Source organism: Paraburkholderia sp. FT54 (assembly GCF_031585635.1).
Lineage (GTDB): Bacteria > Pseudomonadota > Gammaproteobacteria > Burkholderiales > Burkholderiaceae > Paraburkholderia.
In genome coordinates this window covers 213,744-227,826 of record NZ_CP134197.1, presented here as the reverse complement: position 1 = coordinate 227,826, position 14,083 = coordinate 213,744, and the positions used below count along the sequence as shown (strand labels likewise).

The following is a 14,083-nucleotide window of genomic DNA, read 5'->3' as shown; positions in this document are numbered from 1 at the left end:
GATGTCGAGACATCCGATGAAATTCGACGACATCGAAACATTCAAGTTAATTCGAGGCAAAACTTTCAGTTTGCCGCCGTGTATGGCGATCAGCGACGGCAATTTATAGCCGCGTGACCACGGAATGCTTGTGTCCAGCTGCCCCGATTTCTGGCACACCACCTGGAAGATTGCGACGTTATCGACCAAGAACGCGCGAGCTTTTGACGCGTCCGGGCATGCGTTTCGTGCCACTGAAGGATGAACATCAGCAGGCAACTCTGTGCCTGCATCGGACAAGGCAGCGTTTCGTTGACGAGCGGACCGCGATCTACAACCGAATGCGTGGCATGCTCTCCGAATTCAGCGTGGTGCTGCCGCAGAGCCCGGCGCGGTTTCGAAGAGAGATCCCGGCCCATCTGGATGCCTTGCCCGGTTGGGCGAGACGCTGCCCCCGCGATCTGTTCGAGCATGTCGGCATCATTGAGGACCGCTCGTGGATTACGACGGCGCGATTGGCGAAATCGTGCGCGACGACGAACGCAGCAGGCGACTCATGCAACTGCGCGGCATAGATCCGACCACCGCCAGCGCATTGCTTGCGAGCATTGGCGCCGGACACGACTCTAAAAACGGTCGCCAGGTGGCCGCATGGCTAGGCCTCACGCCGAGTCAGTACAGCAGCGGCGGTAAGGAACGCCTTGGCACCATCACGAAGACGGGGGACGCTTACCTGCGCAATCTGCTGGTACTCGGAGCTCGCTCCGTGATGGCGAGTCTGGGCGACAACCAGGACCATTTCAGCCACTGGGTGAAAAGTCTCATCGAGCGTCGCGGCTACCGACGGACAGCTGTCGCAATCGCCACCAAGAATGCGCGCATGGCCTGGGCGACGCTCTAGTACGAAGACTTCAAACACGAACCGGTGACTGCATGACCGAACATTCTGTCCAATAGGCGGGCCGCCCGGCACACTTGGTCCCAATTGGCCTGCTTATCGCAAGGCGCCCGCCCGACGCAGCGCGTCCGCCGCCTCGACGTTGTCGTGCGTCAGCGCCAGCTGCAGCAGCGACTGACCACGCCCGTCGACATGATTCGGGTCCGCACCATGCTTGACGAGCACCGGAATCAGCTCGAAGCGATTAAACAGTGTGGCGAAACCGAGCGCGGTCTCGCCGGCTCCGTTCGTCTGATCGATCGGGCAATGGGTGTCGGCGAGACGCCGCGCGATGGCGGACTTGCCTTTGAACAGGGAGCCCATCAGCGCCGTATTGCCATGACGATCGCCGAGGCAGGCGTTCGCGCCCGCCGAGAGCAGCAAATCGAGTGCGGCCGGCTGGTCATCGTAGGCCGCGAGGATCACGGCGGTATAGCCGTGACTCTCGGCCGCGTCAATTGGATAGCCCGCATCCAGCAATCCACGCAGAATATCGATGCGTCCGACGCGCGCCGCGTCGAACCAATCGTCGTCGTAGCGGCGCAGAGCCGCCGGATCGGCTTTCGCGTACGCCGGTTTGTCAGGCAAGTGCATGCAGCCGGCCACCGCGGCGAGCGCGGTGCAAGCCGCTACTAGGCGCATCGCGCGCAAAAGGAATATGGATCGCATGGTTGTGATTTCCCGGTGCTCCGCGCACGCCTGCCGTGCGCAAACGGCAGCGGGCGGCACGCGCCGCCCGCACGCCAGATCAGTTCCCGCTCAGCTTCGCAGCAAGCGATTGCACTTGCTGCACGTTCGCATGAACGGCTTGCGCAAGGCGAGTGCCGTAGTCGGCATCGGCCTTGTAGAAGTACGACAGCATCGCGTACTTGTTGTGGTCATTGGTGACCCGACCAAGATCGCCGGCCAGCGCCGTGACAAGATCGCCCTTGTCTTGTGCCGACAAGCTACGGTAGTAATCACCAGCCTGACTGAACAACATCTTTTTGTGGATGGCTTCCTGCTGCGTCGTTCCGTTGAGCTCCGTCCTCGAATACTTATATTGAGGATCCTGGGCGATTTCGTTCCTGGTCGAAGGCTCATAGTTGACTTCGCCTTTGCGGTCACCGATGTTCATCTTGCCATCCTGATTGTTGTTCACAACAGGAACGATCGGCCGGTTGATCGGCAAGTCCATATAGTTCGCGCCGAGGCGGTACATCTGCGTATCGGCGTACGCGAACAGACGGTCCTGCAGCATGCGGTCTTCCGACGCCTCGATACCCGGAACCAGCCGCGAGGGCGCAAACGCCGACTCCTCGGTCGACTCGAAGTAGTTGTCGGGCACACGATTCAATGTCATCGTGCCGACCTTACGCTCTGGCACGCCCTGCCACACCTTCGTGTCATCCAACGCGTCGTAGGCGAATTTGTTCAGGTCCTCTGGCTTCAACACCTGGATGTAGAGATCCCACTTCGGATCGTTGCCGGCCTTCAGCGCCCCGTAAAGGTCATTCGTCATCATGTTCCAGTCGCGGCCGATCGAGGTCGGGATATCCTGCGGCCGAATGCCGTGGACACCCTGTTCGCTCTTCCAGTGGAACTTCACGTAGTGCACTTCGCCCTTCGCATTGATGAACTTGAAGGCGTGGACGCCGAAGCCATCCATGTGGCGATATGAATCCGGCATGCCCGCATCCGTATAGAGCATCGTGAGCATGTTCGTCGCCTCGGGCGAATTCGCGAAGAAGTCGAACGCCAGATTTGGATCGCCCACGCCGGTGACCGCGTTCGGCTTGTTAGCATGGACGAAGTCGGGGAATTTGATGCCGTCCCGGATGAAGAAGACGGGCCAGTTGATGCCGACGATGTCCCAGTTGCCTTGCTGCGTGTAGAACTTCACCGCAAAGCCACGCGGGTCGCGCGCCTGTTCGGGCGATCCACGATAGCCCATCACTGTGGAAAAGCGCACGAACACCGGCGTCTTCGTTCCTGGCGCAAAGACCTTCGCTTTCGTCAGGTCAGAGATATCTGTAGTCGGAACGAATTCACCGAATGCGCCCGTGCCACGCGCGTGAACCACCCGCTCGGGAATGCGCTCGCGATCAAAGCGTTGCAGCTTCTCGATCAGCGCAGAGTCCTGCAAGAGCACCGGACCTTCAGGACCGGCCGTCTGCGAATTCTGGTTGTCGCCCACGGGTGCACCCGTATCGCGCGTCATGGTCGCTGCGTATAGCGGTGAAGCCACAGCCAACGATACGGCGACCGACAACGCCGCTTTTTTTAGCGATGCATAGCTTTTATTGATCACCATTTCAGACTTGCTTTTACGTTGATTCATTTCCACTCCAATTTGTATTCGCCGGGACAGGTCGCCATAGAAACAGCACCTCGTTATCATTACACGTCATTTCCAGAAATGATGCACATTGGAAATAAGCATCTCGTCGATAGGCTGCGTCAGTGAATCGTTCGTATCGGCGCAAATGAACTGTCATAGAGTGGAACACATGGGACTACCGATACTTGCGCGCTGACCACAACAGTCAAATACAGCAAGCGCAAAAACCGCGATGTCGAAACCCGTAAGAGCCGGCGCTATCTGTTGAGTCACCGCGCGCGGTCAACAGCACCGATGAGCCAGTTTGAATGCGCTCAGTGGCATTCCGGCACTGCGGGCATGCAATTGACTCGTTGCGCTCGGACAGACGGCGCATAACTTCAAATGTTCCGCAGGTCGAGCACTCGTAGTCATAGAATGGCATTCTCTATTTCCCATTAATTCGATGCACCGCCTCTAACTTCAGAGTCGGCGCGTTTCCCCAGACACCAAGTCCCACTTCATTTCAGCGCCGCGTGCATATCTAAACGTGACGATATCCACGACGCCCAAGCATTCCCAAGATCCAGTTTTCAGGAGTTGGGGAATGGAGAATTCATAACCTGATCATAGAAATTGCTATGCCTGTAGCCCCGGATGAAATGGGTGCAGATGTCTTCGTTGCAGGTATACACAGTCGATGCTGGCTTGTGCGAGAACCCGTCAAAAAACGCCTTTGCAATCTGTTCTTTGAAGTTAGTTCGAGGATACTGAGCGACAACCTTTTCGCGAACGTTAGCCGGGAAAGTTTCATACCCGACGCCGAGCGAATCGAGCGCCACGCCGTTGTAGAGAAGCTCTACTTCTATGGGCTTGTATGCCGCAATCCCTGGAGTCGTGTGCAAGGAAATTGCATCCCATGCGGTCTGGATACGCATGTTAGGCACCCCATGGTGCTCGAGAAACTGACGCACCGCATTCGCGCTATCAACCTCGAAGCGATCGCTCTCGCTGCTGAATTCTTTGAGGAGGCCCATATCGTGGAAAGCCGCACAAATAAACAGGAGTTCGACGTCAAATTTTTGCCCGGATTGGCGCCCCATCTCCTGAGCCCAGAAAAAGGCGCGATGCGAGTGATTGAACAGCAAAGGGGTGCTGAACTCGCGGAGCAGTCCCGTCGCTTCGCGAGTAAGCTTACTGTCCGGGACTCCGGGCTGTACGTATTGTGTCTGCAGCGAGGGAGTCGGTACGGGCAGGATCACCTTGGGACGTCTGAAGGTTGGTTCGACATCGGGCACCTGTCCGAATGCGCTCTGGCTTAGTTGGCTACCGACAGCCATTGTACCGGCAGCAGTCATAGAACTTCTGATAAAAAGACGACGGTCCATATATCTAACTCAAAAGAAAAAACCTATTCCAACGAAGTGGCGTAATCCAGCTTCACCAAGAGGTGCTTTCGGATTGCGCTCGATTGAATCTTCGCCACGATTGCGCACGCAGTTGCCCGCGTCGATTCAAGTTCACGCTTCCATGTATTGATCGACGGGTGCGAAATCAGATGCTAACGGCATGTGAAGTTAAAGAACAGGCTCGCCAGCGCCAATGACCGTATACAACGCCAATTCGGCAGAAATGAGATGCCGCTATCGTGACCCCGACGGATCATCGAATTCGGACTAGGCAATCGGTACCATTGACAGATTTTATGTGACGTCGCTTCTAAGGCACGTCATCAGGACGGCGCGAACTGCTGGAGCCGAGAATTTTTCACCCACTGAGTTAAGCGCATCAGATAGTTCGGCACGACGAAAGTTGTTATCGCGTCGGCGACGTTAGCATGCAGCGCTTCAAATCTCCCCTCGCGAAGGATCACGGCCCGCGCCTCGTGATCGAGAACGGATGAGACCTCTCCTTGCAGGTCCCCGCCGTCGTGGAAATGCGCCGAGATTGAGGGACGGACGTGTGCGGCTATAGCGATAGTGATCGGCTCCGAACTGGCCCGCGACACACAAACGGCCAAATACGACTGACAAGCTTGGGCTATCACCCGGACATGCCGTTGATCGCGAGTCTCGCTGAGGACGATTCGGCGCGCATCACTAGCGTGTGGCTCTGGAAGGTGCTGCAACGGTTCTTCGCCGAAGCAGCCGACCTCATCGAGGCAGACGGGTCCGGCGATTTTACAAAAACTGTGACAGGCGAGTCCGCACTGGATGCGCCACACGCACGCCACCTATGTACTTGCGCACGGTGCCGACCTGACCATCATGCACGCAACCTCCGTTATGCCGCGGAAGCGGTCAACCGTAGTACTCGTCTGGAAGTAGCATGTCCTCGAAGAACGCGCCGAAGCAGCCCTTTGGATCGCAAATATGAATCTCCAGAATCCATCGCCTCGCCGAAGGATTCGCATCAAAGACTTGACTTGACGGCGGACGCCGCGCGCATACTTGGCCTCTGGTCCGGGCGTTCAACGACTGGGCTTCCGCCGCGTTGTGTCCTGCCATGCACGGAGTCTGTCCGGAACCCTGACTCGTCCCAGAAGAAAGATGTCGGCATTCTCCTCGTGCGCCTGTCGGGCAATGGCCGGATACGTTTCGCGCTACAAGGTCTTTTGCGGCGTCAGGTTCAAATGCGCCTGTATCGCGCCAATTCACGCCACTGGCACGCAGAAAGACCAACTGGATCGCGACGAAGCCTGTCAGGCAGCAGCCAACCCAGAAATATCGACGCCAAACGTTTGCACAATCAGGATGAGATTGAGTACGAGAACTCCTGCGGTTCCGAGAACCGCTGCGGCGCTAACCAGGCGATTGTTTGCAAACGCTCCCATGATGTCGCGCCTGCCTGTAAAGATCGCCAAGGCAATCATCGGCACGGGAAGTGCGAAGCTCAGCACTACCTGACTATAGACCAGTGCTTCGGTGGCATTCACACCTGCGGCGACCACCACGAATGCCGGCACAATCGTCACGATACGACGCAGCCACACCGGAATACGAAAACCGACAAAGCCCTGCATGATCACTTGGCCCGCCATTGTTCCAACAACCGAACTGGAAACGCCGGAAGCAAGCAGCGAAACGAGGAAGACGCCAGCGGCACCGGCGCCGAGCAAGGGCGTCAGCGTGTGATAGGCGGTCTCAATTTCGGCTATGTCAGGATGCCCCACGTGAAATGCGGCGGACGCCATCACGATCATCGCCATATTGACGAGGCCCGCGAGCGTGAGGGCCATGACCACCTCACGATTCGAGAAGCGCAGCAGCTTACGGCGCCCCTCCTCGGTACGGGCTGGCGAGCGGTTCTGCGTCAGGCCGGAGTGCAGATAAATGGCGTGTGGCATGACCGTAGCGCCGAGAATACCCACTGCGGCTGTTAAAGCCTGGCTGGAGTGCAGCGTCGGCATGAAGGTTCCGCGTGCGACCGCGATCCACGACACATGAACCGTAAGAAGTTCAACGAAGTAGCACATTGCGATTGCCGCAACGAGCCCGCCGATGATCAACTCGATCGGACGGAATCCCTGCTTTTCAGCCAGCAATATCACGTAAGTGATCAGCCCTGTTACCACCATGCCACTGGTCAACGATAGATGGAACAATAGCGATAAACCTATTGCCCCTCCCATCAATTCCGCAAGATCCGTTGCCATCGCGGCGATTTCGCTAATGCCCCACATTGCATACACCACTGGCACCGGGAAATAATCCCGACATGTCTCGGCGAGATTCCGATTGGTCACAATTCCGAGTTTGGCCGAAAGCGCCTGGAACAGCATTGCAATGACGTTGGCAGCCAGGACAACCCACAGCAAAGAATAGCCGTGTTGCGCACCCGCCTGAAGGTTTGTGGCAAAGTTGCCGGGATCCATGTAAGCAATCGATGCCACGACCGCTGGACCGGCAAACAACAGTTTGTTGAAACCGCCGACCTTTCGGCCGGCCATCACTTCATTGATGGCGCTTGCCGTCCGATCCGACAGCCTTAGCGGGGCTTCTCCGGTAGCCATTATCAAATCCTCGTGGAAGCTCTAAGCAAATGAAGCGAAGAGGCTACTAATCCGAATCACACTCTAATAACCTCTTCGTTGCTTCTTTGGCGAAGAGGACATGGTTAGCCTGATACTCGGTAGACATTCACTACGTTAGCGCGCATGAGATGGATAAAGCTGTTGTCACGCGTAGCGGCGCAATCGGACGGCGAAATCATGCAGTGCCTGAATTCCACTTTGTTCCGCCCGATGACACCAATCCTCCAATTGCGCAACGAGTTGCTCACGCGAAGCATTGGATCTTTCCCACATAGCCGACAAGTCCTTTCGCAGCTCGAAAAAGGTGCGAAGTTTCTGACTATCGCGAATCAGCTCGGGCAACCGTTCACGCTGTTGTTCATCAAGGACAGCCTCCTCGCGATGAAACCATCTGCTTGCCTTCTTCAGCATTTGATATCGTTCCCGCGAGCCGGATACCTTCAGTATGGACAGTTCTTGACGGTAGGCCTGTTGTAGAGCCTTGCCGAACCGGGCCATCACTTCGTAGCGGTTTGCAAGTACCGCCTGCAAAGAATCGCTATCGAGAACCGATTTACGGTTCGCAAGACGAGGAACAGGAGCGACCTTCTTGATCGTCGCAAGTCGAAGAACTGCTAAAAGGCGGATGTACATCCATCCCATGTCGAACTCGTACCATTTGTTTGAGAGTTTCGCCGAAGTAGCGTATGTATGGTGATTGTTGTGAAGCTCTTCACCACCAATCAGAATGCCCAATGGGAAAATGTTCGTACTTGCGTCAGTCGAGTTAAAGTTCCGGTAGCCCGCCCAGTGTGCGAGTCCATTGACGACGCCTGCGGCCCAAAACGGAATCCACACCATTTGCACAGCCCAAACGCTCACTCCAACGATTCCGAATAGCGCGACATCAACTACCATCATGACGCTGATGCCGAGGATCGGATAGCGCGTGTAGACGTTTCGCTCAAGCCAGTCATCAGGAGCCCCATGGCTAAATCGCCGAATGGTCTCCTCATTCCTGGCTTCAGCACGATACAGTTCGGCTCCTTCCAGCAGAACCTTCAAAATCCCCCGCGTCTGAGGGCTATGAGGGTCTTCTTCAGTCTCACACTTCGCGTGATGCTTCCGATGGATGGCGATCCATTGTCCGGTCAACATACCTGTGGTTGTCCAGAGCCAAAAACGGAAAAAGTGACTGGCAATGGGATGCAATTCAAGTGATCGGTGAGCTTGATGTCTGTGTAGATAAATCGTAACGCTGATGATTGTGATATGGGTCATTACAAGCGTAAAGACAGCAATCCTTAACCACGAATAGGCAAGCGAACCATGGGAGGCGAACGTAAGCAGAGAATTCAACAAGGCAATGACCTTTATGACGAAAACAGGACCAGCCAACACGGCGCGATCTGCAACCACGAAGCGGAATGCGCTTCGTATTCCTGAAGTCTATTCTAATTCTAATTGATACACATTCTCATCGAATGGGACATATTATTTCCTAAAGATAAGAATGAAAATTAACTATCATCGGGTTGATTATTTTTGTTAGTACTTCAATCACAGTGCCGTTCAGTGAAGACGCCTTTGTCAGCTTACAGAACGAAAACATCGAGCAGATGGCGCGAAGGCCCCGCCACCAAGTTCGCCGACTCAATGCGCTTGCAGCCTCCTGCTGAGGATCCAATGAGGATCCAATGAGGATCAAAAAATCCTAGTTCGAGGCGCGCGGCCTCAGACATAAGATCTCGAGTCCACGGCGGATCCCAGACTAGTTCCACATGGACCTGCTTGACTCCTTCAAGTGAGCTGACTTGCTCTTCCACGAGGCCGGGAAACGTCTGCGTCACAGGACACGCCGGCGCAGTCAGAGTCATATCTATCGACACGCCCCTCAAGCCCGTCGGCCAGTAACCTATAAATGAGTCCGAGGTCATAGATGTTCACCGGAAGCGCAGGGTCGAACAACGATCGCAATGCCGCGACAACCCGATCTCTTAGATCTCCACTCTTAGCTTATTCCTGATATTGCATGACTATTTCTATATTCTGTAGAGATAGTTTCATCGACACTATGGAGTGCGGCAAAAAGCGTTCGCCAAGTTGCGTGGCACAATTTGACTCTTGCAGGAAATTCCCGAACACCTGCGAGTACGGTCAATTTTCCCAACTCAGATGGGCACTTCGCGCTTTCGGTCGGACTCGAAGACAGCACGCCGTGGAAATCTCGGGCTAACGCTTTCACTTCGTCGACCGTCTTTCATTTGATGATGTCGGTCATCATGGATGCCGATGCTGTTGTGATCGCACACCCCTCGCCACTGAATCCAACCTCTTTCACCACATCATTTTCCAGTCTTAACTCAAGCTTTACGTGGTCGCCACACAGCGGATTGTGGCCTTCAGCCGAATGGTCGGCTCCGGGAGCCTCATGGTAGTTGCGAGGCCGTCGATAGGCGGATACCTTGCACAGTTTCTCTCTGACCCTCGGGTCGTAGAATTACCGGATTGGCTGTGGGAGCCGATTTTGCATGGGATCGTGCAGCCGCTGCGTAGTCGGGCATCGGCGAAGAAGTATGAATCGGTCTGGCTGGCCGATGGCTCCCCGCTGCGCGTCTACACTGAGCAGCAAGCCTATGCGCTCGAATCATGGTTTCGCGAACGAGGGGAAGATATTCTCGTAGAGTATGCAATGCGCTACGGATCACCCTCCATCACTGACGCGTTTGCCCTGCTCCAGGTAAAGGGCGCGAAGCGGATCGTTCTTATGCCCATGTATCCGCAATTTGCTGCATCAACGACAGCGACGGCATTCGACGACGCTGCCCGGGCACTGACGAGGATTCGCAATCAACCGGAGATCCGGCTCGTCAAGCAATTCTATGACGATCCGAGGTACATCACGTCGCTTAGAAAACAAGTCGAGCAATTTTGGGCGCTTCACGGCCGACCGGACTTTGAGGCAGGTGACCCGCTCGTGCTCAGCTTTCATGGCCTTCCTGCGAGGTCGGCTGAACTTGGCGATCCCTATCACCAACAATGTCTCGAAACAGGCTTGCTTCTGCGTACGGCTCTCGCTCTAAATGAAAAGAACTGCCAGACCACGTTTCAGTCTCAATTTGGCTATCAGGAATGGCTACAGTCTCACACTGACGGCGTATTGGCAGGCCTTGGAACGATCGGGGCTGGCCGTGTTAATGTCTTTTGCCCCGGCTTCACCGCGGATTGCATTGAAACTATCGAAGAAATTGGCATGGAAGGACGGGACATATTCGTTAAGTACGGTGGTCTCGAGTTCCATCAGATCGATTGCGTAATGCATCGCCTAGCTTCATAGATTCCATCGGCGAAATTTGTCTTGAGAATCTTGCTGGATGGCGCCATCTCAGCACTTGAAAGAGAGATCACAAGGATTTTCCGAAAACTGCATGAGCCTAGCTACCTGGCACAGGGTGGGAGTCCGCCGGCATTGCGTCCAGGACCGGCTTGGTGTAACAGCTGCATAGCTCGTCTTGACGAACGGCCGGACGTATCAGGCACCGATCAGACGGGCTTCTCTTTCCATAGGCTGGAGCCGCGCGGCCCAGCGGTCTGTCATATTGCAGGCTCTTGTGACGACCAGTCGCGGTTTGAGCATCTGCAGGGATTCAGCCGGCGGGCTATGAGAAGCCTCTTCCGGTGTACAGCGTGTTCGCGACGATCGACCCCGTGAAGCTGAAAATCCGAATTGCGAGGTCGATTCCGAGAATGTCGATTTCGATGATGAACGCCCACGTTTTCAGGTTGGACATCCATCACAGTCTCCCGGTGGGATGCGTCGGGTCGATCGCAGTAGAAATCGTCAAGATCGCCGGGATACTGCCCAAGAGGAACATCAGCTGGCACGATGTCCGCTGCGAGAAAATAGATCATTACGTGAGCGCCACATTTCGAAATGGCAAATCCCTTTACCAAAGGGGCGCAATCTCTGCACGGTTTGGGAGAGTACCATTTCTTAATCACGCCCACTGCCTCAAGATGGGCAGCCTCCCCGTCGTGCCCATCTTTCCGGTTCTGGCTTGAACCATGCCCGACATGAAACGCTTCATTGCTTCATGGCCCGACCACGCACGCTTGTGGAACCTTAGTGGGTCCCATTCTTGATGAGAAAGGGTCTGCGGTCCTCGCCTTCAATCCAGCGCGGGGGGCGTCCCCTGCCATTCCAGGTCTTTCCAGTCCGAGGATCGCGATACTTCGGCAACAAAGTCGCTCTATTGCAGGTACTTCCAGCATTAGACTTGTTCACTACCACTCCTGCGTATGCAGTTTGCGACGTACAACCAGCGAATGAAAATCACTCACCTGTTGCACGTCCCTTTTTGCCAACTCCCATGTCGATTAATCAGTGCCGAGGTCGAATGCAGATTCTGGATTCGCTCCTGCCGGGTCAACTCGGTCTCCCGCACGGCGACATGGATGATGGCATCTTCGAAACGCCGGCACGCATCCAAATAGTAGAACGCGCCCGGCTCGAAAGCCAAATCGGTAACGAAACAACTCCGCCTGCCCGGTCGACTGGGCCGCGAGCTGACAATCGATACGACCGGGCAAGCATGGCTTGCCCTCTTGACCAGCGTACAGCCCTCAGCCCACCTGGAAAGGCAGAGCGGCTATGCCGACGCTCTTTCCATTGCAGCAATTGCCTTCGCCACACCCGCGCCGTACGCCGGATCCGCCATCGTGCAGTGTTCGATATGCAATTGCTGGACCGGCTTCGATACGCCGTTCAGCGCTCGCGCCGTGTTATCGAACAGCGTCTGCTGCTGCGCCGCCGTCATCTGGCGGAACAACGCCCCTGGCTGCGAGTAATAGTCGTCATCGACGCGATGATTCCAGTGATCCGCCGAGCCCTCAATCGACAAAGGCGGTTCGCGAAAATCGGGTTGCTCCTGCCATTCACCCCGCGTATTCGGCTCATACGGCGTGGCACCGCCCATATTGGCATCGACGCGCAGCAGACCGTCGCGATGGTAGCTATGAACGTACTTCGCTCCCCGCGGTGCATTCACCGGAACCTGATGGTAGTTGACACTCAGGCGATAGCGTTGCGCATCTCCGTACGAGAACAGCCGGCCTTGCAACATCTTGTCGGGCGAAAAGCTGATACCCGGCACCACGTTGGCAGGAGCAAAAGCGGCCTGTTCGACGTCGGCAAAATGATTGGCGGGATTGCGGTTCAACTCGACCACACCGACTTCGATGAGCGGGAAGTCACGCTTCGGCCAGACCTTCGTCAGATCGAACGGGTTGATCGGATAGCTACCCGCTTCCTTCTCCGGCATGACCTGCACGTACAGGGTCCAGCGCGGAAACTCCTGGCGTTCAATCGCTTCGTACAGGTCGCGATGATGCGTCTCGCGATCACGGCCGACGAGCGCTTCCGCTTCTGCGTCCGTGAGGTTTTCGATACCCTGCTGCGAACGGAAATGGAACTTCACCCAGAAGCGCTCGTTTGCGGCATTGATAAAGCTGAAGGTGTGGCTGCCGAATCCGTGCATGTGACGGAACGTCTTCGGAATACCGCGATCGCTCATGACGATCGTAACTTGATGCAACGCTTCCGGGAGTTGCGTCCAGAAGTCCCAGTTGCTCTCCGCGCTGCGCAAGCCGGTGCGCGGATCGCGCTTGATCGCATGGTTCAGGTCGGGGAACTTGAGCGGATCGCGCAGGAAAAACACCGGCGTGTTGTTGCCCACCAGATCCCAGTTGCCTTCTTCAGTGTAAAACTTCAACGCGAAGCCGCGAATGTCCCGCTCGGCGTCCGCCGCGCCGCGTTCACCCGCGACGGTCGAGAAGCGCGCGAACATCTCGGTCTTTTTGCCGATCTCCGAGAAGATCTTCGCGCGGGTGTACTGCGTGATGTCGTGGGTCACGGTGAAGGTGCCGAATGCACCAGAACCTTTCGCGTGCATGCGACGTTCAGGAATCACTTCCCGGTCGAAGTGGGCCAGTTTCTCGAGAAACCATACGTCCTCGAGCAGTGCCGGTCCGCGCGGACCGGCGGTCTTGATGTTCTGGTTGTCGACGACGGGTGCGCCAAAAACGGTAGTCAGCTTTTTCATGAAAGATCCTCTATCTGCGCAATTGGATGACGGTGGTGGTTCAGTTGTCCTGCACTGTCGCAGTGGTGTTGCAACCGCAGGCCGCATCGTGAGCGGCGTTGCTGTCGTCCCATGCGGAACCCAGGATGATTTGACAGAAGTTCAGCCGCCTGTACGACGGATCGCGCAGTTCGAGCACGTCCGCCTTGACGTTGCCGAAGGTAGTCTCTGGCTTCTTGATCGTTCCCTGCGCAAAGGCATCGATGATTCCGTTCTTGAACGTCTTCTCACGCGGATGCGCGGCCACCACCTGAATCCGTTGTTCGTCGCTGAACTCGTGGTAAGCCATGCCGAGCACGTCCATCTCGACTCCGGCGGTGACGAGCGCGACGACCGGCTTCAGATGTTCAGGCACGCCCGGTGTGGTATGCAGCGCAATCGACAACCACACCTGTTCGATGTCGTAGTCGTTCATGCCGTGCTGCGTCATGAAATCACGCGCGGCGTTGGCGCCATCCACTTCGAAACGGTAGCCTTCACTGCTATACGCCGGCATCAGGCCCATGTCGTGGAACATGGCGCCGAGGTACAGTAGTTCCGGGTCGTACTTAAGGCCCTTGCGTTCGCCGCTGAGGGCGCCGAACAGGAAAACCCGCCGCGAGTGGTTGTACAGCAGGTCGGTTTCGGTATCGCGTACCAGCTGGGTGGCCGCGCGTGCAATTGCGCTGTCGGGTATCTTGATGCCTGCAATGGTGGTGCTCATTTCCGGGTCTCTC

General features: G+C 56.1%; 11 protein-coding genes and 5 pseudogenes. 3 read left to right on the top strand and 13 right to left on the bottom strand.

Translation table 11 applies throughout. The annotated features are described in order from the left end of the window. Positions 1-197: 197 nt before the first annotated feature. A pseudogene (locus tag RI103_RS33805) lies at positions 198-880 on the top strand (IS110 family transposase); the annotation flags it as partial. Between the two features lie 93 nt (positions 881-973). Here the strand turns inward: RI103_RS33805 and RI103_RS33800 are convergent. From RI103_RS33800 to RI103_RS33785, 4 genes are all read right to left on the bottom strand, one after another. Beyond that, positions 974-1,585, bottom strand: coding sequence for an ankyrin repeat domain-containing protein (locus RI103_RS33800; RefSeq protein ID WP_310819157.1), 612 nt, complete (start codon positions 1,583-1,585; stop codon positions 974-976). 79 nt (positions 1,586-1,664) lie between these two features. Beyond that, positions 1,665-3,116: a catalase gene (locus tag RI103_RS33795; protein ID WP_409077065.1), complete on the bottom strand. Its 1,452-nt coding sequence runs from the start codon at positions 3,114-3,116 to the stop codon at positions 1,665-1,667. Positions 3,117-3,441: 325 nt separating this feature from the next. Further along, positions 3,442-3,612 carry a zinc ribbon domain-containing protein gene (locus RI103_RS33790; RefSeq protein ID WP_409077064.1) on the bottom strand — a complete coding sequence of 57 codons (171 nt, stop codon included), beginning with the start codon at positions 3,610-3,612 and terminating at the stop codon, positions 3,442-3,444. Positions 3,613-3,808: 196 nt separating this feature from the next. Beyond that, positions 3,809-4,603: an HD domain-containing protein gene (locus RI103_RS33785; RefSeq protein ID WP_310819155.1), complete on the bottom strand. Its 795-nt coding sequence runs from the start codon at positions 4,601-4,603 to the stop codon at positions 3,809-3,811. 659 nt (positions 4,604-5,262) lie between these two features. On the opposite strand from RI103_RS33785, the pseudogene RI103_RS33780 reads away from it, so the two are divergent. Further along, positions 5,263-5,479, top strand: a pseudogene (locus tag RI103_RS33780) (integrase); the annotation flags it as partial. A gap of 157 nt (positions 5,480-5,636) precedes the next feature. Here the strand turns inward: RI103_RS33780 and RI103_RS33770 are convergent. From RI103_RS33770 to RI103_RS33750, 5 genes and pseudogenes are all read right to left on the bottom strand, one after another. Beyond that, a pseudogene (locus tag RI103_RS33770) lies at positions 5,637-5,868 on the bottom strand (IS630 family transposase); the annotation flags it as partial. Positions 5,869-5,916: 48 nt separating this feature from the next. Further along, on the bottom strand, positions 5,917-7,227 hold the full coding sequence (locus tag RI103_RS33765) for an Nramp family divalent metal transporter (RefSeq protein WP_310819154.1): 1,311 nt from the start codon (positions 7,225-7,227) through the stop codon (positions 5,917-5,919). Positions 7,228-7,392: 165 nt separating this feature from the next. Beyond that, positions 7,393-8,589 carry a fatty acid desaturase gene (locus RI103_RS33760; RefSeq protein WP_310819361.1) on the bottom strand — a complete coding sequence of 399 codons (1,197 nt, stop codon included), beginning with the start codon at positions 8,587-8,589 and terminating at the stop codon, positions 7,393-7,395. A 350-nt stretch (positions 8,590-8,939) separates the two neighbouring features. Continuing rightward, positions 8,940-9,234 (bottom strand): annotated as a pseudogene (locus RI103_RS33755) (iron-sulfur cluster assembly protein); the annotation flags it as partial. Positions 9,235-9,487: 253 nt separating this feature from the next. Then, positions 9,488-9,700 (bottom strand): iron-sulfur cluster assembly scaffold protein, encoded by a 213-nt coding sequence (locus RI103_RS33750; RefSeq protein WP_310819360.1) that lies wholly within the window; start codon positions 9,698-9,700, stop codon positions 9,488-9,490. Here RI103_RS33750 and hemH point away from each other — a divergent pair. After that, entirely contained in the window at positions 9,638-10,564 is a 927-nt protein-coding gene (gene hemH / locus RI103_RS33745) for a ferrochelatase (protein ID WP_310819359.1), read from the top strand. The two genes, RI103_RS33750 and hemH, sit on opposite strands and share 63 nt — an antisense overlap. Positions 10,565-10,886: 322 nt before the next feature. On the opposite strand, the gene RI103_RS33740 is transcribed toward hemH, so the two are convergent. The 4 genes and pseudogenes from RI103_RS33740 to RI103_RS33725 all read right to left on the bottom strand — a co-directional run bounded on the left by RI103_RS33740 (position 10,887) and on the right by RI103_RS33725 (position 14,070). Then, positions 10,887-11,018, bottom strand: coding sequence for a hypothetical protein (locus RI103_RS33740; protein ID WP_310819153.1), 132 nt, complete (start codon positions 11,016-11,018; stop codon positions 10,887-10,889). Positions 11,019-11,350: 332 nt separating this feature from the next. After that, positions 11,351-11,497: pseudogene (locus RI103_RS33735) on the bottom strand (H-NS family nucleoid-associated regulatory protein); the annotation flags it as partial. A gap of 379 nt (positions 11,498-11,876) precedes the next feature. Further along, on the bottom strand, positions 11,877-13,328 hold the full coding sequence (locus tag RI103_RS33730) for a catalase (protein ID WP_310819152.1): 1,452 nt from the start codon (positions 13,326-13,328) through the stop codon (positions 11,877-11,879). A gap of 40 nt (positions 13,329-13,368) precedes the next feature. Then, positions 13,369-14,070: an HD domain-containing protein gene (locus RI103_RS33725; protein WP_310819151.1), complete on the bottom strand. Its 702-nt coding sequence runs from the start codon at positions 14,068-14,070 to the stop codon at positions 13,369-13,371. Positions 14,071-14,083 lie beyond the last annotated feature (13 nt).

Bases quoted from the DNA above. Each gene is read 5' to 3' on its own strand.
- RI103_RS33725 (WP_310819151.1), bottom strand. From the start codon at position 14,070: ATGAGCACCACCATTGCAGGCATCAAGATACCCGACAGCGCAATTGCA.
- RI103_RS33790 (WP_409077064.1), bottom strand. From the start codon at position 3,612: ATGCGCCGTCTGTCCGAGCGCAACGAGTCAATTGCATGCCCGCAGTGC.
- RI103_RS33785 (WP_310819155.1), bottom strand. From the start codon at position 4,603: ATGGACCGTCGTCTTTTTATCAGAAGTTCTATGACTGCTGCCGGTACA.
- RI103_RS33795 (WP_409077065.1), bottom strand. From the start codon at position 3,116: ATGACGCGCGATACGGGTGCACCCGTGGGCGACAACCAGAATTCGCAG.
- RI103_RS33800 (WP_310819157.1), bottom strand. From the start codon at position 1,585: ATGCGATCCATATTCCTTTTGCGCGCGATGCGCCTAGTAGCGGCTTGC.
- RI103_RS33730 (WP_310819152.1), bottom strand. From the start codon at position 13,328: ATGAAAAAGCTGACTACCGTTTTTGGCGCACCCGTCGTCGACAACCAG.
- hemH (WP_310819359.1), top strand. From the start codon at position 9,638: ATGGTCGGCTCCGGGAGCCTCATGGTAGTTGCGAGGCCGTCGATAGGC.
- RI103_RS33740 (WP_310819153.1), bottom strand. From the start codon at position 11,018: ATGTCCAACCTGAAAACGTGGGCGTTCATCATCGAAATCGACATTCTC.
- RI103_RS33765 (WP_310819154.1), bottom strand. From the start codon at position 7,227: ATGGCTACCGGAGAAGCCCCGCTAAGGCTGTCGGATCGGACGGCAAGC.